The organism is Paenibacillus sp. Y916 (genome assembly GCF_056786435.1).
In genome coordinates this window covers 39,008-62,617 of the sequence record NZ_JBXCJA010000007.1, presented here as the reverse complement: position 1 = coordinate 62,617, position 23,610 = coordinate 39,008, and the positions used below count along the sequence as shown (strand labels likewise).

At 43.0% G+C, this 23,610-nt stretch carries 23 protein-coding genes; 16 read left to right on the top strand and 7 right to left on the bottom strand.

What is annotated here, in order from left to right; translation table 11 throughout:
- Window positions 1-128: 128 nt before the first annotated feature.
- The 6 genes from AC1TO9_RS15720 (at window position 129) to AC1TO9_RS15695 (ending at window position 5,256) form a co-directional block, all read left to right on the top strand.
- The gene (locus tag AC1TO9_RS15720; RefSeq protein WP_482056405.1) at window positions 129-251 is read left to right on the top strand and encodes a hypothetical protein; all 123 of its coding nucleotides are present in this window, start codon (window positions 129-131) and stop codon (window positions 249-251) included.
- A gap of 168 nt (window positions 252-419) precedes the next feature.
- Window positions 420-752, top strand: coding sequence for a PadR family transcriptional regulator (locus AC1TO9_RS15715; protein WP_482059876.1), 333 nt, complete (start codon window positions 420-422; stop codon window positions 750-752).
- Window positions 749-2,071, top strand: coding sequence for an FtsW/RodA/SpoVE family cell cycle protein (locus AC1TO9_RS15710; protein ID WP_482059790.1), 1,323 nt, complete (start codon window positions 749-751; stop codon window positions 2,069-2,071). The genes AC1TO9_RS15715 and AC1TO9_RS15710 overlap by 4 nt, the downstream gene beginning before the upstream one ends.
- 157 nt (window positions 2,072-2,228) lie before the next feature.
- Window positions 2,229-3,515 carry an MFS transporter gene (locus AC1TO9_RS15705; RefSeq protein WP_482056407.1) on the top strand — a complete coding sequence of 429 codons (1,287 nt, stop codon included), beginning with the start codon at window positions 2,229-2,231 and terminating at the stop codon, window positions 3,513-3,515.
- Window positions 3,516-3,524: 9 nt separating this feature from the next.
- The gene (locus AC1TO9_RS15700; protein WP_482059789.1) at window positions 3,525-4,436 is read left to right on the top strand and encodes a polysaccharide deacetylase family protein; all 912 of its coding nucleotides are present in this window, start codon (window positions 3,525-3,527) and stop codon (window positions 4,434-4,436) included.
- 46 nt (window positions 4,437-4,482) lie between these two features.
- Window positions 4,483-5,256 carry a metallophosphoesterase family protein gene (locus AC1TO9_RS15695; RefSeq protein WP_482059788.1) on the top strand — a complete coding sequence of 258 codons (774 nt, stop codon included), beginning with the start codon at window positions 4,483-4,485 and terminating at the stop codon, window positions 5,254-5,256.
- A gap of 624 nt (window positions 5,257-5,880) precedes the next feature.
- Here the strand turns inward: AC1TO9_RS15695 and AC1TO9_RS15690 are convergent.
- Window positions 5,881-6,168 carry a hypothetical protein gene (locus AC1TO9_RS15690; RefSeq protein ID WP_482056410.1) on the bottom strand — a complete coding sequence of 96 codons (288 nt, stop codon included), beginning with the start codon at window positions 6,166-6,168 and terminating at the stop codon, window positions 5,881-5,883.
- Window positions 6,169-6,371: 203 nt separating this feature from the next.
- Here AC1TO9_RS15690 and AC1TO9_RS15685 point away from each other — a divergent pair, with 203 nt between their 5' ends.
- The 7 genes from AC1TO9_RS15685 (at window position 6,372) to AC1TO9_RS15655 (ending at window position 12,354) form a co-directional block, all read left to right on the top strand.
- Window positions 6,372-6,659, top strand: a complete 288-nt coding sequence (locus AC1TO9_RS15685; protein ID WP_482059787.1) for an RNA polymerase sigma factor — start codon at window positions 6,372-6,374, stop codon at window positions 6,657-6,659.
- Between the two features lie 119 nt (window positions 6,660-6,778).
- Complete coding sequence (locus AC1TO9_RS15680) at window positions 6,779-7,333, top strand: DUF5643 domain-containing protein (protein ID WP_482059786.1); 555 nt, start codon at window positions 6,779-6,781, stop codon at window positions 7,331-7,333.
- A 45-nt stretch (window positions 7,334-7,378) separates the two neighbouring features.
- The gene (locus AC1TO9_RS15675) at window positions 7,379-8,326 is read left to right on the top strand and encodes a protein-glutamine gamma-glutamyltransferase (protein ID WP_482059785.1); all 948 of its coding nucleotides are present in this window, start codon (window positions 7,379-7,381) and stop codon (window positions 8,324-8,326) included.
- 187 nt (window positions 8,327-8,513) lie between these two features.
- On the top strand, window positions 8,514-9,518 hold the full coding sequence (locus AC1TO9_RS15670) for a sulfonate ABC transporter substrate-binding protein (RefSeq protein ID WP_482056413.1): 1,005 nt from the start codon (window positions 8,514-8,516) through the stop codon (window positions 9,516-9,518).
- A 25-nt stretch (window positions 9,519-9,543) separates the two neighbouring features.
- Window positions 9,544-10,686, top strand: coding sequence for an FMNH2-dependent alkanesulfonate monooxygenase (gene ssuD / locus AC1TO9_RS15665; RefSeq protein WP_482059784.1), 1,143 nt, complete (start codon window positions 9,544-9,546; stop codon window positions 10,684-10,686).
- A gap of 19 nt (window positions 10,687-10,705) precedes the next feature.
- Complete coding sequence (ssuC, locus tag AC1TO9_RS15660; protein WP_482059783.1) at window positions 10,706-11,506, top strand: aliphatic sulfonate ABC transporter permease SsuC; 801 nt, start codon at window positions 10,706-10,708, stop codon at window positions 11,504-11,506.
- Window positions 11,458-12,354, top strand: coding sequence for an ATP-binding cassette domain-containing protein (locus tag AC1TO9_RS15655; RefSeq protein WP_482059782.1), 897 nt, complete (start codon window positions 11,458-11,460; stop codon window positions 12,352-12,354). Before ssuC ends, AC1TO9_RS15655 begins: the two co-directional genes overlap by 49 nt.
- Window positions 12,355-12,587: 233 nt before the next feature.
- On the opposite strand, the gene AC1TO9_RS15650 is transcribed toward AC1TO9_RS15655, so the two are convergent.
- The 6 genes from AC1TO9_RS15650 to AC1TO9_RS15625 all read right to left on the bottom strand — a co-directional run bounded on the left by AC1TO9_RS15650 (window position 12,588) and on the right by AC1TO9_RS15625 (window position 21,012).
- Window positions 12,588-13,322: a hypothetical protein gene (locus tag AC1TO9_RS15650; RefSeq protein WP_482059781.1), complete on the bottom strand. Its 735-nt coding sequence runs from the start codon at window positions 13,320-13,322 to the stop codon at window positions 12,588-12,590.
- Between the two features lie 101 nt (window positions 13,323-13,423).
- Window positions 13,424-16,387, bottom strand: a complete 2,964-nt coding sequence (locus AC1TO9_RS15645) for a DEAD/DEAH box helicase (RefSeq protein WP_482059780.1) — start codon at window positions 16,385-16,387, stop codon at window positions 13,424-13,426.
- Window positions 16,384-18,033 carry an SWIM zinc finger family protein gene (locus AC1TO9_RS15640; RefSeq protein WP_482059779.1) on the bottom strand — a complete coding sequence of 550 codons (1,650 nt, stop codon included), beginning with the start codon at window positions 18,031-18,033 and terminating at the stop codon, window positions 16,384-16,386. The genes AC1TO9_RS15645 and AC1TO9_RS15640 overlap by 4 nt, the downstream gene beginning before the upstream one ends.
- 136 nt (window positions 18,034-18,169) lie before the next feature.
- The gene (locus tag AC1TO9_RS15635; protein ID WP_482056421.1) at window positions 18,170-18,895 is read right to left on the bottom strand and encodes a Crp/Fnr family transcriptional regulator; all 726 of its coding nucleotides are present in this window, start codon (window positions 18,893-18,895) and stop codon (window positions 18,170-18,172) included.
- Window positions 18,861-20,783 carry a heavy metal translocating P-type ATPase gene (locus AC1TO9_RS15630; RefSeq protein ID WP_482059778.1) on the bottom strand — a complete coding sequence of 641 codons (1,923 nt, stop codon included), beginning with the start codon at window positions 20,781-20,783 and terminating at the stop codon, window positions 18,861-18,863. Before AC1TO9_RS15630 ends, AC1TO9_RS15635 begins: the two co-directional genes overlap by 35 nt.
- A 13-nt stretch (window positions 20,784-20,796) precedes the next feature.
- Complete coding sequence (locus AC1TO9_RS15625; protein WP_482056423.1) at window positions 20,797-21,012, bottom strand: heavy-metal-associated domain-containing protein; 216 nt, start codon at window positions 21,010-21,012, stop codon at window positions 20,797-20,799.
- A 236-nt stretch (window positions 21,013-21,248) separates the two neighbouring features.
- Between AC1TO9_RS15625 and AC1TO9_RS15620 the strand changes: the two genes are divergently transcribed.
- From AC1TO9_RS15620 to AC1TO9_RS15610, 3 genes are all read left to right on the top strand, one after another.
- Window positions 21,249-21,698 carry a V4R domain-containing protein gene (locus AC1TO9_RS15620; protein WP_482056424.1) on the top strand — a complete coding sequence of 150 codons (450 nt, stop codon included), beginning with the start codon at window positions 21,249-21,251 and terminating at the stop codon, window positions 21,696-21,698.
- Between the two features lie 300 nt (window positions 21,699-21,998).
- A complete protein-coding gene (locus tag AC1TO9_RS15615; protein ID WP_482059777.1) occupies window positions 21,999-22,142 on the top strand; it encodes a hypothetical protein in 144 nt (47 codons plus the stop codon).
- 523 nt (window positions 22,143-22,665) lie between these two features.
- Entirely contained in the window at window positions 22,666-23,589 is a 924-nt protein-coding gene (locus AC1TO9_RS15610; protein WP_482056427.1) for an ABC transporter ATP-binding protein, read from the top strand.
- Window positions 23,590-23,610: the final 21 nt, after the last annotated feature.

The following is a 23,610-nucleotide window of genomic DNA, read 5'->3' as shown; positions in this document are numbered from 1 at the left end:
TGTTAGAGTGACGAACAATGCTTCGTGATGAAGGTAGTGAAGGTGAGACTGGAATAGATGCATAAATGCATCTAATTAGAAGGAAAAGTAGGGAATGAGTGAATTAGTTGTAAAAACTACAGTTAAAAATGGCGATAACGCTGAAAAGTGAGGATTCCTGGAATCTAGATGTACTCCATGCAACTAAAGTTAGCTTCAGAGGGATTGGTTTGAATTTAGATGTATTTCATGTACCTAATAGTGAATGGTGACGGCGATCCCTTTTCAATTTAACAATTCCTTGTTTTGGTTAATAAACAGGCGTGAAATTAACTAATTTATTGTGGACAGCGTATGGACATTACTGTATTGTAATACCTAGAATACATATGCATAGTGATTCAAGGTATGGCATTAGAGAGGGGCTTAACAGAATGAAGATCAGTATTCCAAAAGAAATGCTCAAAGGTAGTACAGGTACCTTGGTGCTTACGCTTCTGGAGCGTCAAGATTTGTACGGTTATGAGTTAATCAAGGAATTAGAACGTTGTTCTGATGGGATATTTGTACTTAAAGAAGGGACCTTGTATCCGATTCTTCATGCCATGGAGGCAGAACGATGGGTGGAGGCCTATTGGTCTCAAGTTGAAGGTCGCAAACGTAAATATTATCGTCTCACGAAGACAGGTAGAGAACAGCTAGCGAAGAAGAAGGCAGAGTGGACCCTTTTCAGAAATGCAGTCGATGGTGTACTTGGGGAGGGAAAGGTATGATTCGAAACCATGAAATCATTCGGAGTTACTTGCGCGAAGTATGCTCCCACGTTCGTTCAAAGGCAGTGCATCGGGAGATCAAGCATGAATTGGAGAGTCATCTTGAAGAGCTTGTATTGGAACGGGAGAAGGAAGGCATGGCTCGAGATGAAGCTGTGCTCTGGGCAATCCAGCAGATGGGTAACCCTACAGAGGTAGGAAATGGACTGCATTCAGTGCATCGCCCACGGATCCATTGGGGATTGCTTATAGGCGTTATGGCATTCTTGATTATCGGGATATTCGCGGTGGTTGCAGTAGAGGAAGCAATGAGTGGACAAAATAGAGGGGATATACAGTATGTTAAATACAAGATATTGGCCATTAGCATTGGAATGATCTTGATGGTTATGTTCTATTTCTTCAATTATCTGAAGATAAGGTCTTATTCCTATGCTCTATACGTTGTCATTATTCTTGGTATGTTGTTAACAGGGCTGTTAGGGAATCAAATAAACGGAAGTAGATATTTAGATCTTCCTTTCTTATCAATTGACTGGCTTGGCATAAGTCCCTATTTGCTGATGGTTGCAGCCCCTGGTATGATGATGGGTTGGAAGAAGCATAAGCAATTCTGGGTGTTGACAACCATTGCCTTCTTGCTCGTGCCTATGTTCTTTTTTCTATCGTTTTCTGCAACGGGTAATTTCATGTTATACACGGCCGGATACTTCCTTTTACTGGTAATCATGACAAGAAGCTGGTGGGGGATACTCATTCAGGGAATGGTATTGACGTTATGTATGTTTCTAGGAATATTGCAGAGACCCTATATAAGAGCTAATCTCGCTGCTTTCTTTAATCCTGATAAGGACCCACTGGGGTCAGGTTATATATACCGTGTATTGGAGGAGAGTATTACTTCGGCAGGCTGGTGGGGTCATGGCTTAGAGGGGGAAATATTACAGTCTGTTCCATATATTCCGACGGAAAATATCATCGCATTCTTGATCTATAGTTACGGTTGGTGGATCGGAATTGTTATATTAATCAGCAGTGTATATTTTGTCGGACGGTTATTTCAATCGAATCAAGCTGTGAGAGAACCTTATGGACAATATCTTAGTGTGGGTGTGGCGGGAATGCTTAGCTTCCAGATAGTATATAGTCTGCTCATGCCATTAGGTCTAGTACCTTTTATTAGTATTTCTTTTCCTTTCTTAAGTAACGGAGGTAGTCACGTCATTATCGAAATGGCGGCGGTAGGTCTGATCCTGGGCATCTATCGTAGAAAAGACTTGGTGATGAGTAGTAAGAATGTGTATGGAGAAACCCCCTGACCAAGGACGCCGCAAGGCGTCCTTTTTCATTGCATGATGGCGTAGCAACTGAATCAACACCACAGTCACTCTCAAAGACTTACATAATAAATATGGTAAAATATTACGCTCATCGAATATAATAGAGTCAGAGTTCTTACATAGGGGAGGCATGTTCATGAAGGGTAAATGGATCAATTCACCATACACATTTGCATTAGGAATGTTCGCGATGATGGTTCCTAGTCAGGCATTTAGTTCATTTTACAGCTATTTCTATGTGGAAAAGTTAGGTCTTGGGCTGGGACTTGCTACACTGGCGCGTACTATCTTCCTGATCTGGGATGCAGTGAATAATCCGTTATTCGGGTATTGGTCAGATCGTACGAATACTCGTTATGGACGTCGCAGGCCATGGGTGTTCGGTTCAATCCCACTATTTATGCTGGCATTTGTGCTCGTATTCTCTCCTCCAGGCGGATTGTCGGAGAATGGACTATTTATCTGGTTCCTAGTGACACTTATTCTCTATGAGGCTGTTGCTACAGTATTGTGGGTGAACTACGGGGCGCTACTTCCGGAACTCTTTCGAGGAGATCGAATTCGTGCGAAGGCATCCGCGATCCAGCAAGGTTACCAAGTCGTTGCATTGTTAATCGCTACGGCATTAACTCCTATGCTTTTTGCTGCTATCAACTTCTCTAATATGGCGATTGTGTACGCATGTGTCTTTGGTATCTTTATGTATATTTGTATGATGAACGTTAAAGAGAAGAAAGATACCGGAACAGGTGAGCCATTAAAGTTGATTCCAGCCTTTCGGGAGACGGTTCGGAATAAGAAATTCTGGGTGTTTAATATTTCGAATTCTTTTGCCCAAACGGTGAATGGACTTATTAGCTCAATGATTCCTTTTTACGCCAAATATGTCCTTCATATTTCAGAGGCACAAATGTCTATTTTGCTGGCATCTATATTTGTTTCGGTCATTCCATTAGTGTTCGTATGGTACTGGATTATTCGGAAAATGGACGGGGTTAAGGCATGGAGATTGTCTTTGATCATATACAGTTTATCAGTGATTCCACTGTGGTTCAGTTATGATCTTATAAGCGGTGTTGCTGCAGGTATTGCGGTTGGATTCGGACTGGCGGGATTCCTTGTAACTCCGGCGATCGTAGGCGGAAGAATTATTGATGAGGATGCGGATAAAACAGGCCAGAGAAGAGAAGGCATCTATACGGCGGTTAGCGGATTTATTACACGTTCGAGCGGATTGATCTCAGCGCTGGCTTTTTTCATTGTAGGTATGATATTCGGTTATGAAAGTGGGGACAATCCGGGCTCGGACCCTGAATCGACATTCCGATATTTGATTAGTGTCGTTCCGTTATGTCTCCTAGTGATATCTGTTGCTATATCTTTCTCAATCAAATTCAAATTTACAACAACCTCTGAGGGGTGACCTATGACCATGAGCAGAAGATTAATCATCAATTGTGACGATTTCGGGCAAAGCGCCCCCATGAACGAGGCGATCATGCATCTACTGGAAGAGGGGAAAGTATCATCAGCAACGATGATGGCTGTGGCTCCAGGGTTTGAGGAGGCAGCTGATTGGTGTGCGAGACGGCGGCAGCCCAATGTGGGGCTTCATCTGACGATGACTAGTGAATTTGATGCCTTACGTTGGAGTAGCTTGACGGGCGATCCTTCTCTCCATGATGAGAGTGGCCATCAATATAAGACGGTGAAGGAATTCGAACTGGGAGCACAGACCAAGGCAGTACTGAAAGAGATCGATGCACAGTATAAGCGAGTTAAGAAGTCGGGTATTACGATTAGCCATGTCGATAACCATATGGGAAGCTTATACGGAATGGAGACAGGCCGGAGCTTGCTTCCGCAGACACTGTGGAAGACTTCACGCTGGGGATTACCCTCGCGCTTCTTTCGGTATATCGACGCAGAAGATCCACTGCTTGGCTCGCTGACGAACATTGAACGTCCGGTCGCACTTGGAGCGGCCCTGGCGGATACGTTAGGGGTACCCATTCCAGATTATCTATTGTCGCATCCCTTTGGTGTACAAGAGGGAGAGACCTATGACAGCTTCAAGCAGTCGATCATCGACAAATTGTATAAGCTTCCTGATGGTGTAAGTGAGACTTATATCCATCCTGGAATGGCGGATCCGTGGATGCTAGCGAATATTCCGCACTGGGAGAAGCGAGTATGGGAATCTCGCCTGCCTTTCGACGATGATTTCATCTATGCGATGCGTGATGCTGTAGTTGAATTGACCGACTACCGGTATGTACAGGAGCATCTTAGACGTCCGCGGGTACGGTCAGCATTTAGGCTGTTGAAGGCATTGACAAAGTAACGGTGAATAATGTGTACAATAGGTTGACTTGAAAGGGAATTGAGGCATGAGAAAACTTGTAATTAGTGATATTCACGGCTGTTACGATGAGTTTAATGAATTATTGAACAAAGTGAAATATAGTCCAGTAGAAGATCAATTGATTCTGCTTGGTGATTATTGTGACCGAGGTATGAAGAGTAAGGAAGTTATTGAACAGGTGAAACAACTCGTAGAACAGGGAAATGTCATTGCGCTACGAGGGAATCATGATCAGATGTTTATCGATGCGATGGAAAGCGATGAAAATGCGATATGGATTGAAAATGGAGGTTTACCTACTATTCAGAGTTATGTTGGTGTGGGCTGGTTCAAACAAGGGTTCAACTATCCTGAATATAATAAAGCGAAAGCTTTCATCAAAGTCTACTATCAACATCATATTGATTTTTTGAAGTTGCTACCCGTATATGTTGAGGACGACAAACACATATTCGTACATGCAGGCATGGATCCTACATACATAGGCGACTGGAAATCACAGCCGGACAGAAATTTTATGTGGGGAAGTAAAAGATTTTTAGGTAGTGCAAATCTATTAAACAAAACGATTGTGTTCGGACATATCATAACGAAGCGTATCCATAAATCAGCGAATATATGGTTCGGTGATCAGAAGATTGGAATGGACGGAGGTTGCTGTTTCGGACTTCAATTAAACGGTTTAGAAATACATGAAGCGGGATACAAGACCCATGTTATACAGAAGAATAAGGGCTTGTATTCACGTGCACTACGATTACTTCAAAGGCTTTTAAGCATACTTGAATGGAGAAAATAGATAAAGTATGAGGTGACGTAAAGGAGAAGAAACCTCGTAAATTTTCTAACGGAAACAGCAGACCTTATTCTGCCTTAAATATCACTTTTGAAATTTTAACGGAACTGGGGAAGCTTATTCTGCCTTTTCCCACGGATTTAGGCTGTTTATGCGTATATAGAGGCGTGTGTTTCCGTTAGAATTTCATAATGGCCTTTTTCCATGGAATAAGGTCTGTGGCTTCCATTATCTCAGCAGGGATTTCTTCCTCATACTAACGCACAGAACAAGAACCTATCGCATGTTGTGGTGGGTTCTTATTGTGAATGTAAGACTTCGGCAATCTTAAGTATTTCTTTTTAGTAGACATGAATGGTACTTTCTAAATATAAATAAATTATCCAAAAAGTGTGTGCATACATAGATAACAACTTCGGGACTGGTAATACTTGACTTGAGGTGAGGGTACAAATGGCCATTCGAGACAGACATCTTCATACGAAGTTACTGGGCATGCAATTGAGACAGGGTATGTTTAATCAAGCGGGGGTTCTTGTAGCGCCTGCATTGACGGTCATTAGCGCATCATGATAATTAGCAACGACGTTAGAAGCTGCTGTAACCTGATTCTTTACACGGCTAGAATCATGGTGATTTCATACTGAAAAAATGATTGAATAGTCCAATGGCCGAGATTTTTTCCGATTCAGTAAATTGTGTAGTGCATACACTGACAAATACAAAGTTTTTGCAGGTTGTAACATTTTCGATAAATAAGTCTCCAAGTAAGTTAATACCGAAGTTGACTAGTTGATTATTACTTTCCTGTTTTATTTCTTCCTTCATCCATTCAACGTATTGTTGCTTATTAGGAACAGTTACGGCAGCAATGATTAGCAAAAGTAAAATCCCAACAACGATAAACTTCTTCATACCTATGACCGCCTTTTAAATGAAATATCATATTAGGTAATTATAACCAAAAAACTCCGTATTTAGAAGAAGAAATATACAGCGTTAAATCACAGTAAGTTTGCTTTGCTCCTGATCTTTTGAAATATACACTAAAATAAATACTTTCATTGTCACAAACGCCACTATTTTTTAGTTATATATGTATAGGAAGGAGGTTTGGTATGAATAATTCACACCAGAATGATATGGATATGAAGCTTGTATTAGACAAGATTCAGCTGGGAGATAAGGGCTCTTATTCTATCATTATTGATCGCTATCAAAGACAGATATATCTGTACTGTTACTATTTACTTAGAAATCAAGAAGAGGCGGAGGATGCTACTCAAGACACTTTTATCAAAGTATTAGTGAATATTAACGGATTTATTAATACTAATTCACTGTCAGCTTGGATATACAAAATTGCAAAAAATCACTGTACTGATTTAAGTTTGAGGAAACATTAATAGAATCAATTAAAGGTGTGAATCTATTTATTAAAGGGGAGTCTTCTAAATCCTATTCGACTACAAGCGGAGGTAATCGTACAGGGGTTGTTATGCATTCGAGTCCGGATACAAATGCAATGATTCTAGAATTTTCAGATCTGAGAAATCAAGGAGGAGAAGCTTTTCCAGAAAAATTTGAAATTGCTTTGGATTTAGAAGTCTCGGGAATTCAAAACCCATTTAAATTAAATATTCCAGTAGAAATGAACACCCAGAACAATGTAGTGCTAACCCCTTCCATAAATCGTAAATATGAGAACATAAATTTAAAGTTTGAAAAAATTGAATTTACACCCATGACAACTAACCTAACTACACGGATAGAATTGCCCAAGAATATGAAGATTTCATCGTTAGAACGAAAATCGATTGGTTACCATCTATTTAATGGAAAAGGAGAACAAGTGCAAACAACGGGTGGTCATGGATCTAGTGCAACGAACGGAAATATTTTAACAATGGATACTCAATTCGAACCCTTTGAATCAATTCCCAAATCAATAACTATAAAACCATTTCATTATTTTTATAAAAATAAGGAAACAAATGATTTCGAAATAGGCGCAGATGGACATGTGAAAGTAGTGTATATTCCCGAGTTGGAGATGACCTTACCGGTAACCTCGAAATAAAGGGACAAGAGTGCAAGAACCGATAAAGATGGAAAAGGCATTACCTTGAGAACGGTATGCCCTTTCGTTTCTAATCAATGTTATCAAGTTCTACGTTATCCCGCACCAACACCAGAGCAGACACGTACAATAGCCTATATTCAGAAAAACAATATGGAGGTACGTGCGATGATCTTGATCTCGGGTTTTGATGTAGAGCAAATAAATAGTACGTTACAGCTATCGAATTTAGAAAAGGAAATTGTGAATCAAAAGGAGAAGAGTCAGATCGTCTATCGTTATGATTCCCCTGAAGCTCTGGAATTTGAGTTGAAAATGAGAACAGGTATCGTGGAATCAGCTAAAGCTTTAGAAGATAGCGATGTGAGCTTTGCGATCTTTAAGAACTCTCGATGCAATACGAAGTTGTGGACGCGAACAGAGGATGGAGGTTTCAGACTGAGGGGTGATGTATTACCTTCGGATGGGATCACTGATATTTTCACAAATGGGCATCTGTATGCCTTTGAATGTGCAACCGCGATGGTGATTATCCTATATAAAGCGACATTGGATGCCATTCATAAGGAAGTATTTAATATCTATTTCAAGAATTTATTCTTAAGGGATTGGCAGTATGACAGCGACTTACGGCTACTTATAACAGAACATAAGAATGAAGCTTACCCTGGTGATATCGTTTATTTCAAGAACCCAGACCATGCTCCAGAAACGCCGGAATGGCAGGGAGAGAATGCGGTTTTGTTAACGGATAATTTATACTATGGACATGGAATAGGGATCAGAACGTCGGAACAAATGATAGCATCCCTTAATCGAAAAAGAATACCTGGGAGTATGAAATCGGCGTACCTTTCAGATGAAGTGGTTCATCCGGATTTTGAATATGTACGTAAACTATCTCTGAATGAAGCTCCTTTGAGAGTACAAGATACTTATGTACAAGGCGTAATTATGGCCAGAATAGGGACTCGTGTTTATCGTTATCAATAAATAACTTCTTGACACTAACTTGTGTACAGTGTTAATATTCCTATAAATCATAGTTGTATTATCGGATTAATAAAATACTTTGGATTTACCGGACAACCGGAGGTCTCTCTTATCGCATATTTGTTGCGATTCGGGGGACCTTTGTTGATTCTAGGAGTCCAAAACCAAAAAGGGGAGTAGGTTTATTATGAAACGGAGAACAATTTCATTCAATCGTAGATTGGTCATTTCATCGGTGCTGTTATTAACGTTGGTACTGTCTGCCTGCAGTGCCAACGAAGACCAGAGCATCAAGGAGACCAATTCTCCTCCCGGGATTTCGGAGACAAGGGATATCACTATACGAATTGGCTTTCAGAAATACGGAACGATTAATATTCTAAAGGCAGACGGTGCACTTGATAAGCGTCTTGCTGACGAGAGGAATATCAAGATTGATTGGATTGAATTTCCTGGCGGGCCACAGTTGTTGGAGGCGCTAAATGTTGGAAGTCTGGATGTTGGACATACGGGAGAGGCTCCGCCTATATTTGCGCAAGCTGCTGGTGCACCGCTCGTGTATCTTGCGCATGAGCCAGCAAGTCCTGAGAGTGAAGGAATCATTGTGCCGAAGGATTCTCCCATTCAGACCGTAGCCGATCTGAAGGGTAAGACCGTTGTTCTGAATAAAGGCTCAAATGTACATTATTTGTTAGTGAAGCAGCTTGAACAAGCCGGAGTCGCATATAAGGACGTTAATGTGAAATTTCTCCCACCTGCGGATGCTCGCGCTGCCTTTGAGAAAGGGGTTGTAGATGCATGGGTCATTTGGGATCCATTTCTGGCTGCGGCACAGACAGCTACAGGAGGTAGAATGATAGCAGATGGTACGGGGGTTGTATCCAACCATGAATTTTACTTGGCAACTCGTACCTTTGCGGAGAAGTATCCCGACATCGTCGATATATTGTTGGAGGAATCAGATAAAATCGATATCTGGTCGAAGGAGCATCCGAAGGAACTAGCTGAGAAGCTGTCCCCGCAGCTTGGCATTGATGTAGAATCACTTATTTTGGCAGCGGGTCGCCGAGCATATGGTGTTCAACCCATTGATGGCGAGCTCATCCAAATCCAGCAAGCTATTGCGGATACATTCTATGATTTGGAGCTAATTCCGAAAGCTATCGATATTAATGAAGCTATTCTAAAATAAAAAATGATTACAAGGGGTGAGAGGTATGAAAGTATTCTGGTTTATTCCCACGCATGGAGATGGACGTTATCTCGGCACGAGCTTAGGTGCTCGGGTTGTGGATGCTGAATATATGCAACAAATTGCTGGAGCTGCCGATCGGCTTGGTTATGAAGGCGTGTTGATTCCGACAGGAAGTTCCTGCGAGGATCCGTGGGTTGTGGCGGCTTCCCTTGTTCCTGTTACGAAGCGACTGAAGTTTTTAGTTGCTCTGCGCCCTGGTCTGATGTCGCCAACGCTAGCTGCACGAATGACAGCCACCTTGGATCGTATTTCGGGTGGTAGGCTACTGATCAATGTCGTTGCAGGAGGCGATCCTGTAGAACTGGCGGGTGATGGGTTATTCCTCGATCATTCCAGCCGTTATGAGGTTACGAATGAGTTTCTTGATATATGGCGCAGAGAGCTGTCAGGAGAAACGGTTGATTATGAAGGTGAACACTTGCGGGTGCAGGGTGGACGCGTATTGTATCCGGCTATTCAGCAGCCGTATCCACCGCTTTGGTTCGGTGGTTCCTCGCCTGCTGCACAAAAGGTGGCGGCAGATCATATTGACGTTTACTTAACTTGGGGTGAACCTCCGAGTGAGGTAGCCAAGAAAATTGCAGAGATGCGCAAGCTTGCGGAAGCGCGAGGACGTCAAATTCGCTTCGGTATTCGGCTACATGTGATCGTTCGGGAGACGGAAGCCGAAGCATGGCAGGCCGCAGATGAATTAATCCGTCATCTGGACGATGAGACCATTGCCGAGGCACAGCGTATTTTTGCCCGCTTTGATTCGGTGGGTCAAAAAAGGATGTCGAACCTTCATCAAGGCAATAAGTCGCAACTAGAGATTAGCCCTAATTTATGGGCAGGTGTTGGTCTTGTCCGCGGTGGGGCAGGAACGGCACTCGTTGGTAGTCCCGAGATCATCGCAGAACGGATGAGAGAATATGAAGAATTGGGCATTGATACGTTTATCTTTTCTGGTTATCCTCATCTGGAGGAAGCTTATCGGGTAGCAGAGTTGTTATTCCCGCTTCTGTCGATAGAGAGACCTGATTTAACGGGTCCATCCTCCATTAGCCCCTTTGGGGAATTAATTGCAAACACAGTTCGGCCTACGCCGCAGGCTTCAGCTCATTAACAAAAGGGGGCGAATCGTAATGAGTAAGAAAAAAAGAGGGTTCGTGGTTGCCGCGTTACCCTGGTACATTCCTGTAGGTGTGCTCATCATTTGGCAGGTGCTCGGCAGTATCGGCATTATTTCTGAACGCACGTTACCGTCCCCAGATAAGGTTATCTTAGCTGGTGTGGAATTGATTGGGAACGGAAAACTGATTGAGGCTATTGGTATTAGCTCTTGGAGAGCATTGATTGGATTTCTGATCGGTGGATCGATCGGGTTTGTACTCGGGCTATTGAATGGTGTTATCCCTTTGTCGGAGAAGTTGACCGATTCTTCGATGCAGATGATTCGGAATATCCCCCATTTATCCATGATTCCGCTCGTCATTGCATGGTTCGGTATTGGAGAGGAAGCCAAAATATTTCTTGTTGCACTCGGTGTATCGTTTCCCATCTATTTAAATACGCTACACGGGATTCACTCTGTTGATCCAGGTCTGATTGAAATGGGGAAAGTATATGGGCTGAGCAAATGGCAACTGTATCGTAAAGTAATTTTGCCAGGAGCGATGCCTTCTATTCTAGTAGGTTTCCGTTTCGCACTCGGTATTATGTGGCTTACGCTCATTGTAGCGGAGACCATTGCTGCCGATTCCGGTATTGGCTATATGGCGATGAATGCCCGAGAATTTTTCCAATTGGATGTCGTTGTACTTAGTATACTGGTGTATGCGTTACTAGGTAAACTTTCAGATATGATGGCCAAATGGCTCGAAAGGAGATGGCTTAAGTGGCATCCGCATTTCGCAAAGGAAGTCCCGCTGTCGAAGACGTCATGACCTATTCACTCGATCGGCAATACGAGGAGTCAGGAGAAATTACACTGCACGAGTTGGATACTCCACTCTTCGAGAGGATCCGTGGAGTATCGATAGAGGTGGATGGCGTTGCCAAACAATTTGGCAATAAGGAAGTGTTAAGTGGCATTCATTTATCAGTAGATCAAGGAGAGTTTATTGCTATCGTTGGCAGGAGCGGCTGTGGTAAAAGTACGCTGCTCCGTCTGTTGGCGGGGCTTGATGAGATTAGTAGTGGCTCACTGAAACGGCAAGGGCAGAAGGTAAATGGAATGAATCCCGATACACGTTTTATGTTTCAGGATGCACGATTGCTACCTTGGAGTACAGTGCTAGATAATGTGAAAATTGGTTTATCAGGGGCAAGCTCACTTGATGCGGAGCGAAAGGCTTATTCAGTCCTCAGGTTGGTAGGACTGGAGGATCGAGGCAAGGAATGGCCTTCCGTACTGTCGGGCGGACAACGCCAACGCGTAGCTTTGGCTCGAGCGCTAGTTGGCAATCCTCGTCTATTACTATTCGATGAGCCACTTGGGGCGCTTGACGCCTTAACACGTATTGACATGCAGCGATTAATTGAAGGATTGTGGGAGCAACGCGGATTTACCGCTGTTCTGGTCACCCATGATGTCAGCGAGGCTGTTGCACTGGCAGATCGCGTTATTCTAATTGAGGAGGGCAGGATCGCTCAAGATATCTCGATTACACTGTCTAGACCACGAATGAAGGATAGTGGGTTTGCCCATTTTGAGAAGATTATTCTGGATCGAGTTCTGACATCGGAAGATCGGCAAGAAGAAAAAAGAGACATCCCCCTTTATGATATTTAGGAGGGGGCTTCTCCATTTGAAAGTATGGCTCATGTTTGAATTGGAGTCCAAGGTAACCAATAGCCTAGAGGTTGTTTGTTGGTGAATGTACCAAACTGACTTTGATTGATGATCAGTTTACAGAGAATCATCCACCGTTTAACAATGCTGAACAGAGTTGGTGGATGATCCTAAGTAACATCAAGACATATGTTGAAACGGATAGAACGCTAGACTTTAGCTGGTAAAGCCTTTCATGTATGATCTTTGCCGCCGATATTAATGCCAAGTTGAGCATTATGATTACCTAAGTGACCCCCAATACCCAAGTCAACCCCATGTCCTCCGCCCAACTGACCTTTAGCATGGGTGCCGAATCCGTGCTCGCCACCGATATTCATTTCGGTATTAATTCCAACACCCTGGCTGATGCCCAAGTGACCATTGGCATTGGCGTTGAGGCCGTGTTCGCCACCGAGTTGAGCTCCGGCATTAAATTTGGCTCCTTGGCTAATACCCAAGTGGCTATCCGCATTGACGCTGAGACCGTGCTCACCACCGAGTTGGGCTCCAGTATTAAACTCGGCTAGTTTCCCACCGCCCAACTGACCCTTTGCCTGTGCGCCCAGACCGTACTTTCCTCCAAGTTGGGTTTCGGTACTAAATTCCAAGCCCTGGGTACTGTTCAGGTCGGCTCCAGCTTGGACGTTCATTCCATATTGCTCTCCTATGTGAGCATTAGCATGAGCACCTACGCCATTGAAGGCTACATGTCCGTCTGTGTTAAATCCAACACCATGTTTACCGCCCAGCTCACCGCCGGTATTGAGGCTAAGTCCTTGCCCTTTTCCTATATTTCCGTTCACATACCCATGCACTACTTCCGTTTTTCCCTGTTGCCTGTCTGTTTGATGATCGTGTGGCTGAGGTTGCGAAGGGGAGTGATGGTAGTAATGAGAATACGGGTAATACTCTTTTCTAATGATCATGAGAGAAACCTCCAATGTAGACTTGATAACATAGCCTATTCATGGATGAATTGAGATGACACCTATTTAGCGAGGATGATAGATATTGTCGTCATGAACAATCAACCAACCCAATCCCGCCGCAAAGAAAAGAGATCTTGTAACTCATCGGTCGATAACTCGGTAATCCAGCCTTCAGAGCTTGAGATGACATTATCACTAAGCTGTTGCTTGTTCTCTAGCATCTCATCAATGCGTTCCTCTAATGTGCCGAGCGAGATGAACTTGTGCACTTGTACGTCCTTAGTCTGACCCATACGGTAGGCACGATCCGTTGCTTGATTCTCCACGGCTGGATTCCACCAGCGGTCGAAGTGAAAGACATGGTTGGCTGCTGTAAGATTAAGCCCGACACCGCCTGCTTTAATCGAAAGAATGAACACAGATGGTTGCTCCTCAGGTGGTAGCGTCTGCGATTGGAACTGATCAATCATGACATCACGCGCTGATTTAGATGTGCTTCCGTTCAAATAAAGTACAGGTTCTTGAAGTTCCTGTTGAAGTACCAGCTTTAGCAATTGACCCATACCAATGTACTGGGTAAAGATTAGACAACGCTCTCCCTCATCACGCAATTCTTTCACCATGTCGAGAAGTCGTTCTAGTTTAGCCGATCGAGTGATCAACGTTTCGGTATCCAGTGTGTCCTCATGATCCTTAGAGGCTACCGGAATAGGTTCCTTCGTCAAGAGCATCGGGTGGTCACAGAGTTGTTTAAGTTGGGTAAGTGCCCCGAGAATAGCTCCCTTTCGCTCAATTCCTTCAAGTTTTTGCATACGTTCCATGAGTTGCGTGACGGTAGTATCATAAAGCGCCCCCTGCTCGGCAGTGAGGTGAATATAGGTCTTCATCTCGTTCTTGTCAGGTAAATCAAGCTGGATAGCTGGATCTTTCTTCTTGCGACGGAGCATAAAGGGCTTAACGAGCTTCTGTAAATCCATCGTTCGTTGTTCGTTATGATCCTTCTCAATAGCGTTAATGAACCGATTGTTAAAGGCTCGCGAGCTACCTAGATAACCCGGATTGATGAAATCGTAGAGAGACCAGAGTTCGGAAAGCCGATTCTCGATAGGTGTGCCCGTAAGTATAATACGATGTCTCGCAGGAAAGCTCCGAACAGCAGTGGATTGTTTAGTCTGAGCATTCTTAATATTCTGGGCTTCGTCCAAGCAAATGGATGTCCATGTGAATTCTTTAAGTAAATCCTGATCTAAAGTAGCTGTCGCATAGGACGTTAGAATAATATCCGCTTGTGTAGCTTCTTCAAGAAATTGTTCCCCGCTATAACGCCTGCCCCCGTAGTGAAGCATGACCTTTAAAGAGGGTGCGAAGCGGGTTAGTTCCTTCTGCCAATTCCCCAACACCGAAGTGGGACAGATCAGAAGAGAAGGGAAGCTAGCATCCTCATCTAAATTTACTTCCTTAATATGCAATAGATAGGCTATGAACTGTACGGTTTTACCAAGCCCCATATCATCCGCAAGACAGGCACCTAATCCAAAGCGACGTAAAAAAGTAAGCCAAGCATATCCATCCTGTTGATATGAGCGCAATTCTGCTTGTAGCCCATTCGGCACGGCAAGTGTTGGCCATTCCGTCTGACCTCTAAGCTGGCTCATAATTTTCATTAAATGTTCATTCAACTCAACTTCCAATTGGACACGCGCGGAAGCCGCTTGCTGTTGCTCAGGTGTACCATCCGTAGGCTCATCGTTATTACCAAGTAGATGGAGTTGCAGTATATCTTGAAAAGATAATCCTTGTGAGCTGTCCATTCCTGCCATAGCTTGACGAATTTGCGCTAGTAAGGCTGGATCAAGCGAAATCCATTGTCCTCTAAAGCGAACTAACCGTTCATTGCGAGCGAGAAGCTCTTCGAATTCACTCTCGGTGAGTTGGGAATCTCCAATAGCAATCCGCCAATCGAAATTAACGATGGAATCAAGGCCGAATAGGGATCCTCCGGAACTACCTTCACTTGAGCGGACTTTAGCACGAAGTTTAGGTCTCTTCCGACTAGCTTCTTCCCACCAAGCTGGAAGAAGCACTTGCCATCCAGCTTCCAGTAGAGTGTCACTATCAGACGTTAAGAATTGCCAAGCTGCTTCATCCGTTAAGGGCACATCTAATACATTTAGGTTATTCCCGCCGAAGCGATCATTACGCAGGCATGCCCGCAAACGTTCCAGCCAACTAGCAGAGCGCTCACGCACATGAGTTGACCAAGCACTAGGCCAAGTGCCGAATGCTTGTCCATCCTTATCAAGTCGAATAGGCGCAAGTATCACTGGATCGAGTTTGTCTTGTAGAACGAGCTGAAGTCGCCAAGCTGGCTCATCATCATCATCACCACCACCATTATCAGGCTCCAGTAATTGCAGAAGGGGTCGGAATGGTGCTGTATCTGCTTTCCACCCCATTGCAATAAGCCAGCCTTGTTCATCTAAACCAGTAGCTGTTGCGCCACCGCCCGTAAATAGCAACGGATATTCCCTACGTAGGTCGGAAGCGGTTGATTCCGTTCCATAGTAGCGTTGAGACACGGTTGCCGAGAATGCCGCACTTAATCCCTCAAGTATAGGGGGATCATTTGTTATCCGCTCTAAGATATCCTGTCCTTGGGACTCCAATGTCTCTTGATCCCAGAACCACTGCAGTTTACCTGACTGAAAGGCTGAGTAGCTAGGGATATATTTCTTCTCTTCTATAGATGTAGCCAACACGGGAATAAGCCCAATCCATTGCGCTACATCCTCACCCCACGCCCACTCGATATGATCAAGTAGCTGATGTTCTGCAAAGAAAGGAATGACCTGCTCGGAAGGTAGAACGATAAGCTCGATATCTTGAAGGGTTTGGATCTCTAGTTCTGTGCCATAGAAGGAAGCTTCATGCCATGCGAATAGACGATGCTTCAGGTATTGGCCGGATAAGTAACTATATGTGTTAGTTGTCCCATAAATTAAGGCATCTCCATAAGCGCTTAAGTTGATGTGGAGAGTAATGGTTTCTGTATAATGGCTCATGATATTAGCTTTCCTCTCCGAAGCTCTTCTTGAAGTGCTCGTAGTCGACTATTGCGGGTAGCAAGTGCGGTAATAAACAATTCCCAGCGTGCTTCTTGTTTTGTTTTCTTGTATAGCTTGGATAGTCGCTTCAATAACTTGACCGCTTGTTTATAACTATCCCTATTCTTCTGAACGATATATCTTTCAACGGCTTGATGATAGAAGGGAAGTAGCAATTCTGGTGCGTTCTTCTCAATAGGTTGAAATACAGTGACACGGAAATCCAGAGGCTCCTTGCCAGTACTTAATTGATAATCCATCCATTGTTTCCATTTGCCATGTGCGAGTAATTTGTCTTCATATATGTTTCTTGAATGAGGTAACATGCTGATTAGTGTTGACCACATCGACTGCTCGGCCTCGGGAAGATGATGAATCGTAGCCTCCCAACAGGTCCAATAATGACTAAGCTTATTATTCCGATAGTTGCTGAGCAGTGGACCGAGTTCAACGAGCCAATTGTTCATGCGAGACCATTCTTCATTTATTAATAGAATAGATAGGAAAGGATAGAGATGCTCGGGATGGATATTGAAGATCTTGTCAGCCGCTTTTAAAAGAGCCCATGCTTGCTCATCCTGGGTTAGATAGAACTGCATCCAGCTCTGAGTTAACATCCACGGAAGCCTTGAGAGCGAAGCTCCAAGCTCATCTTTAGCGGATTGTAAATATTCTAATTCATCTAAGCATATCTTCTTATCGTCAAGATTAGGGTAAATCCATTTCAGCCATAGTTGATTGTAAACATATAAGAAGTATTGGAGATTCTGAGGTTCTGTTAACATTTGCTTACGTAACATTGTTAAAGTGTCCTCGATATAGCCCCATTGTTCTGGTTCGGTTTGAATTGCGAGCTCATTTGCTACAATCTGCCCTATAGCATCCTGCATATCATCCGCAGCGACTTGTGCCTGGAATCCCATATAATAGTTAGAATAATTCACTTGATGCTGTGGGGGGATCACAAGCTTATTCAGCACAAATAGGTGAGCATGAAATTGGTAAAGTAGCTCCATTACAGGAGAAAGCTGAGGCTGTATGGCGCGTATGGATGCTAAAGCACTTTGAGCATACTGAGCATTTGGAATCTTCATCCCTAATGGACCGATACAGCGTTCAAATAGATCATGCCACTCTGAAATGGGCAACGTAGATATTAGACTTGCTTGTCCTTTCAACTTGGCCGAAGCTTCTACCTTGCGATCCAAAGTTTGAGTTGCTGAGCGATTAGACCCAATATGTGGAGAAGGCTTCACGACTTGCTTGAACATAGTTGATGAATGGGCATTTACGAGCGCATGAACAGACCGTTCTTGTAGATTGGCATATTCTAGCAGGACGGCGATCATATGTTTACAGTTGGCCGGAACGGGACAACTGCAATGATGGTTAGAGAAGGAGTCCAGATTGAGATGAACAGAGTAGTTCTCGTTGCCTTCGACGACAGCCTCAATATGCACGGCATCGGGCATCGTTAATTGATGGACATGTCCCTGTTTGAAATATTGAAACCCACGCTTTATCGTTAGGTCATCGAAATGCTGTGCCACATTGTGAATGAGCGCATGCCATTGCACATCGTCCATAGTATAAGTTGGTTTCATTATGGTTAATTCTCCTAAGAGATAATATTTTCATATAAATATAGCTTATTATATCACTTATCGCGGAGAAAGTAGGGGGCAAGTAATGTATATCATTGGTTGACTACTTGTAGGTGAGGTGATCGCGCTAGATGTTCTATTCGTTAAACTGTTCAAGACCCTCTCGATCAAGAACAATAATTTGACGTTGACCGACAAGTTTAATCCAACCTTCTTCTTGGAACAAGGAAAGCTTACGGCTTAACGATTCTTGGGACGTCCCAATCATTACTGCAAGATCCTTTTTGCTTATAGGTAGAATTAGGGTATTGTCTTCGATCTGATCCGTCCGTTGTTCTTCTAACATATCCAATAGAACTTTAGCAATTCGTTGCTCGACATCATATAGCGTGAGTTGTTCGAGCTTGTCTTCTGCTAGTTCAATACGTTCAGTATATTTTTCGAGAAACTTGATTGCAATCTGGGGTGTTCTTAACATTAAATCATTGATCACTTTTCCTTGAATCAGACAGATCTCCGTAGGTTCCAAGGCTTCCGCGGTGCTAGTTAATATCGTATGACTGAATAAAGATAACTCTCCCGTGAAGTCACCCTGACTGAGAATACGAACGATTTGTTCCTTGCCAGCTGCGGAGAAGCGAGAAATCTTCACACTACCTCGATGGACAATCCATAGATTGGCTGACGAATGACCAGGAGAGAATATAATCTCTCCTTTTTTATATTTCTTACTAATGGACGTATTCATAACTTCTAGCTTTTCTTCGGATGATAAAATATCTAGAATAGGCACATTGTTAATACATAATGATGGTGATTGACCTGCATCATACTGCTCGTTCACTTGATGATTGCATTCCATTACGAATCCCTCTATTCTTAGTCGATGATATAGGTTGGCTAGTCTTCACACCCCTGTAGCGTGTTAAACGAATCGCATTGATAATGACGATCAACACACTTAATTCATGCACGAGCATACCGGAAGCCATGAATACATTTCTAGTTAATACGCCGATTAGAAGAGTCACAACAACCGCTACCGCGAAGTAAATATTTTGCTTCATATTATTCATTGTAGCATGGCTAAGTCCGAGGGCATATGAGAGCTTCACCAGACGATCCGACATGAGGACGACATCCGCGGTCTCGATTGCGACATCTGTTCCTGATCCTCCCATAGCAATCCCTACATCCGCAATGGCTAGAGCAGGAGCGTCATTCACGCCATCGCCAACCATGGCAACAATGTATTTCTCTTGTAATTCTTTTAACTTGATGACTTTATCTTCAGGAAGTAGTTCGGCATAATACTGATCAATCCCGAGTTCACGAGAGACAGCAGCAGCCGTCCGTTCATTATCACCCGTTAACATAACAACCTTCTTTACGCCGGATTTCTTTAATTGACGCACAAGCTCATACGCATCGGCCCGCAACACATCGGCGATAGAGATCAAACCTAAGACTCTTTCATGATTAGCGACAAAGACAACGGTCTGCGCTTTATCTTCCTCTTGAGCTACATAGTTAGCGATTTCTTCATCATATGAGATGTTGTAATCTGACATCAGTTTGCGATTCCCGATATACAGCTCAGTTCCTCCAACGGTAGCACTTACCCCTTTACCAGCGATCGCTTCGAAATGTTCTGCGGGTGTAATCTCAGATCCGAATCTCCGTTTAGCTTCTGTCAGGATAGCACTAGCTAAATGATGCTCTGACGCATATTCTGCACGGGCAACGATCTGAAGAAGTTCATTCTCATCCATTTGGAAGGCGCGAATCTGAGTGACCTGTGGTTTGCCAACCGTGAGTGTACCTGTTTTATCAAAAGCGACCACTTGAACTTTCCCAGCCTTTTCTAACGTCTCGCCACCTTTGAATAGAATGCCGTTCTTCGCCCCGTTGCCGATTCCAGCAACAATAGAGACAGGAGCAGAGATAACCATAGCACCTGGGCAAGCAATGACTAACAATGTCAGTGTTAATTCAATATCTCTAGTCAAGATATACACGATAATAGCTAATACAAAAATACCAGGAGTGTAGTATCGAGCGAATTTCTCAATAAATTTCTGCGTGGGTGCTTTCGATTCTTGAGCTTCTTCGACCATGTTCAGAATGCGAGCAAACGTCGTATCTTCTCCTACCTTATCTGCGATGATTTCCAGATAACCATGTTCAATGACCGTCCCGCTGAACACAGTACCGTCCTTTTCCCTACTGACTGGAACCGACTCCCCTGTAATAGCAGCTTGGTTTATCGTAGCCTTTCCCTTGAAAATGGTACCATCTACCGGAATATTCTCACCGGGACGCACAAGAACGACTTCTCCTTGGATGACCTCATCAGGTGACACCTTGACCTCTATTCCATTACGCATGACAGAGGCCATCGTAGGTGCCAGATCAATCAATGCTTTTAATGAAGAACGCGTCTTCTCGATCGTTCTTGCTTCAAGATATGAACCAAAGATGAATAGGAAGGTAACCGCTGCCGCCTCCCAGTATTCCTGGATCATGATGGCGCCGATGACAGCTATCGTAACGAGAGCTTCAATTCCTAATATACGATAACGTAACGCTTGAATCGCATTCTTCATAATAGGATATCCTGCGATAACAGCAGCGGTAATCATTAGACCATCAGAGATCATCGCTAGCATATTCAATGCTTTCAATAGAAAAGATATAGCAATGAGTATACCTGCAATAATAACAACTTGCCCTTTTCTCTTCCTAGACATCTGGACGTCCCCCTTATTTAGAATTCAGAATTTGAAAGCCTAGCTTGGAAATGACCTTAGAGACATCTGCTGCATCGACAACATTCTCATCGTAACTAGCTTTCACTTTACTGGAAGTGAATAGAACCTTTACTTCAGAGACCCCGTCTTGGTTACCTAACGCCGTTTCGATTTTCTTAATGCAGCTGGGACAAGTGAGTTGCTCTAATTGGAAAGTTATTGTTTTCATTGTAAATCCTCCTCGTAAGTGTTCTTATTTGGTAAGTCATCTTCTTGCTAACTTCAGTATAGGTCGAGTCTCATGATATTAAATTGATTTAGATCAAAATTGGAAGAGGAATCGCAAACTTCCAATATCGGAATTTGTATGTGATGAAAATCACAATGGTAATATTAGGCGAGTCTATAATCAGGATATCAAGAAGTAGTCCACATGAGGATTACCTAATACAACTGGGGGCGAGCATGATGGATAAATTTACATTTGCAGATATGAAGAAGATAAAGCGCGAGAATCTAGGGAACGTAGTACCACTGGAACTATTTAGAACGATTAGACTTATTGGTCTATATCAAGCATTACCTTCTAATGGTAAAGGCACAACGATGACGATAGGAAGGAAGATTGGCGAAGAACTCGGCGTTAATACGGTTAAGGAACTGTTCGAGCTATTTGAAAATATGAAAATTGGGATCCCTGAGATCGTTAGAGAAGATGAGAGAGGAATGACAATTGCTGTGCATGATTGCTTCTGTGAAGGGTTGCCAGTGATGGAGGGCAAAATGGTTTGTGACTTGGAAGGCGCTATTATGGAAGGAGCCCTCACAAAAATGCGGGGTAAACGCGTCACTGTTCGCGAAGTGAAGTGTAATGTCCATGGTGATGAATACTGTGAGTATGAAGTGAGATTTTAAGAGGAAGTTCAAATAGTGTATCAGAATAAACGAGGTGGCGTCAGTATGAAAACGACGCCACCTCGTTTTGTCCATTTCCATTTTCTTAATACAGCTGTGACAAGTGAGTTACTCCAATTAGAAAGTAGTTATTCTCATTGTAATTCTTCCGAAAAAAGGTGACATATTTAATACGCTTTAGGAATCTAAAGGTTTATCATTTTTATAGAATAGTTTTACATAAATGGTGTTTACAAGTTTTCGCGGCGGGCTGTTTCTTTTTATCTTTCAGGTACTTTATTAACATTGAGGTTGGGTTTAATGATGAATAATGTGGGTGTTATTGAAACAGAGCTTGGTAGTAAATATGTATATGACGGGACAACAAATGTGATATTACCAGTAAGTGAAGAACTGGCACAGCTTATCAATAATACAAACCAATTGGATAGAGAAGCCATCTGATATTTCACATTTTTATAACAACATAAGAAAAGTACAAAAATTGTGACTTCCTATATATTTCAACCAGTCTAATCCAAAGGGAATTCAGTACAGCTATATTCATGATATTGGGAATAGGCTTACTTTAGGGGAATATATCGCTTTTACGGGTTATTTAGCTAAGGTATTAGGCAACGTTCAGGATCATGATAAGTCCCATTCTGGTTAGCATTGAGTGAATTAAGGAACATATGTCTAATAAGGATGAAGATGATGGAAGGACCGAAATAATGAGAGGTTCCATAGAAGCAATACATCTGAAGAACGTGTACTTTTCTTACAGTGATCTTAAAAATAGCGTGCCTGTCCTTAGAAATGTAACGTATTCGATGTATAAGGGGGAAATATATTAATATCATACTCCCATGATCCGGATATCTATTCTATCGGTCAGCGAATTCACTTTGAAGGGGAGACGGATAAGGTAATTGTTCATGATTATTCATAAGTCAGATCATCTCGGAATAGTTCAGGAGGGTTAAGGATGGTAGGTCCAGTCATTGAAATACAGGACTTGAGTTTAAGTCTACAGGGCAAGTCCATATTGAGTAATATCAATTTGCAAGTAGAACAGGGATACATATGCGCTTTTATTGGTGAGAACGGAGCAGGTAAAACGTCGACAATCCGTTCCATGATAGGCTTGTATCCTCCTACGCAGGGTCAATGCAAGATCCTCGGTCAGACGGCCTATCATATGAATCAGCAAACGAGGAATCGTGTTGGTGTTGTATTGGACGAAGGAGGTTTATATAGTGAGCTTACCGCTTGGGAGCATATGCTTTTTTTTGGACGTGTACGCGGGTTAGATAAGCTCACTATTGCCAAACGGTTCGAACACCTTGCGCAGAAATTTGAACTTCATTCTACAGCGCCGGCAGGAAGTTATTCCAAAGGGATGAAGCAAAAGCTTATGTTGATCCGTGAGCTTCTGCATGAGCCAGAGGTGCTTATACTGGACGAACCCTTTAACGGTCTGGATCCAGATGCAAGAATATTTTTGCGAGATATGCTAAGGGAAATTAGTAAAGATCAGGGAACAGCTATATTTATTAGCTCTCATGATTTATTTGATATTGAAAAAATATCCGACCAGGTTGTTATGATACAGCAAGGCAGCATCGTAGCAAATCATGAATTGCAGGAGATCATCGAAAGTAGTGAGCGATATATCGTAACGACCATCGATTCATCAAAGACGGCAGAAGCCATAATTGCTATACAAGGAATGAATGTTATATCCCATGATGATCGTTCTGTGACCTTCACCGTTCAGGCAGACGTTGTCCCTCATCCATTGCAGACGCTTATGGAGCATGGGGTTATGGTAGAGGAGTTTTTCAAGGAGAAGCACACCTTGGAAGAGTTCTACAAGAAAACAAAAAAAACTGCCAGCCATAAGAGTTAAGGTGGCTCGTATTCAGGAGGT

Excerpts from the sequence above, each read along its gene's own strand:
- AC1TO9_RS15700 (WP_482059789.1), top strand. The coding sequence starts at position 3,525 with ATGAGCAGAAGATTAATCATCAATTGTGACGATTTCGGGCAAAGCGCC.
- AC1TO9_RS15720 (WP_482056405.1), top strand. The coding sequence starts at position 129 with ATGGCGATAACGCTGAAAAGTGAGGATTCCTGGAATCTAGATGTACTC.
- AC1TO9_RS15625 (WP_482056423.1), bottom strand. The coding sequence starts at position 21,012 with ATGAAAACAATAACTTTCCAATTAGAGCAACTCACTTGTCCCAGCTGC.
- AC1TO9_RS15620 (WP_482056424.1), top strand. The coding sequence starts at position 21,249 with ATGATGGATAAATTTACATTTGCAGATATGAAGAAGATAAAGCGCGAG.
- AC1TO9_RS15680 (WP_482059786.1), top strand. The coding sequence starts at position 6,779 with ATGATTCTAGAATTTTCAGATCTGAGAAATCAAGGAGGAGAAGCTTTT.
- AC1TO9_RS15690 (WP_482056410.1), bottom strand. The coding sequence starts at position 6,168 with ATGAAGAAGTTTATCGTTGTTGGGATTTTACTTTTGCTAATCATTGCT.
- AC1TO9_RS15670 (WP_482056413.1), top strand. The coding sequence starts at position 8,514 with ATGAAACGGAGAACAATTTCATTCAATCGTAGATTGGTCATTTCATCG.
- AC1TO9_RS15640 (WP_482059779.1), bottom strand. The coding sequence starts at position 18,033 with ATGAAACCAACTTATACTATGGACGATGTGCAATGGCATGCGCTCATT.
- ssuC (WP_482059783.1), top strand. The coding sequence starts at position 10,706 with ATGAGTAAGAAAAAAAGAGGGTTCGTGGTTGCCGCGTTACCCTGGTAC.
- AC1TO9_RS15650 (WP_482059781.1), bottom strand. The coding sequence starts at position 13,322 with ATGATCATTAGAAAAGAGTATTACCCGTATTCTCATTACTACCATCAC.
- AC1TO9_RS15710 (WP_482059790.1), top strand. The coding sequence starts at position 749 with ATGATTCGAAACCATGAAATCATTCGGAGTTACTTGCGCGAAGTATGC.
- AC1TO9_RS15685 (WP_482059787.1), top strand. The coding sequence starts at position 6,372 with ATGAATAATTCACACCAGAATGATATGGATATGAAGCTTGTATTAGAC.
- ssuD (WP_482059784.1), top strand. The coding sequence starts at position 9,544 with ATGAAAGTATTCTGGTTTATTCCCACGCATGGAGATGGACGTTATCTC.
- AC1TO9_RS15635 (WP_482056421.1), bottom strand. The coding sequence starts at position 18,895 with ATGGAATGCAATCATCAAGTGAACGAGCAGTATGATGCAGGTCAATCA.
- AC1TO9_RS15705 (WP_482056407.1), top strand. The coding sequence starts at position 2,229 with ATGAAGGGTAAATGGATCAATTCACCATACACATTTGCATTAGGAATG.
- AC1TO9_RS15610 (WP_482056427.1), top strand. The coding sequence starts at position 22,666 with ATGGTAGGTCCAGTCATTGAAATACAGGACTTGAGTTTAAGTCTACAG.
- AC1TO9_RS15645 (WP_482059780.1), bottom strand. The coding sequence starts at position 16,387 with ATGAGCCATTATACAGAAACCATTACTCTCCACATCAACTTAAGCGCT.
- AC1TO9_RS15630 (WP_482059778.1), bottom strand. The coding sequence starts at position 20,783 with ATGTCTAGGAAGAGAAAAGGGCAAGTTGTTATTATTGCAGGTATACTC.
- AC1TO9_RS15695 (WP_482059788.1), top strand. The coding sequence starts at position 4,483 with ATGAGAAAACTTGTAATTAGTGATATTCACGGCTGTTACGATGAGTTT.
- AC1TO9_RS15615 (WP_482059777.1), top strand. The coding sequence starts at position 21,999 with ATGATGAATAATGTGGGTGTTATTGAAACAGAGCTTGGTAGTAAATAT.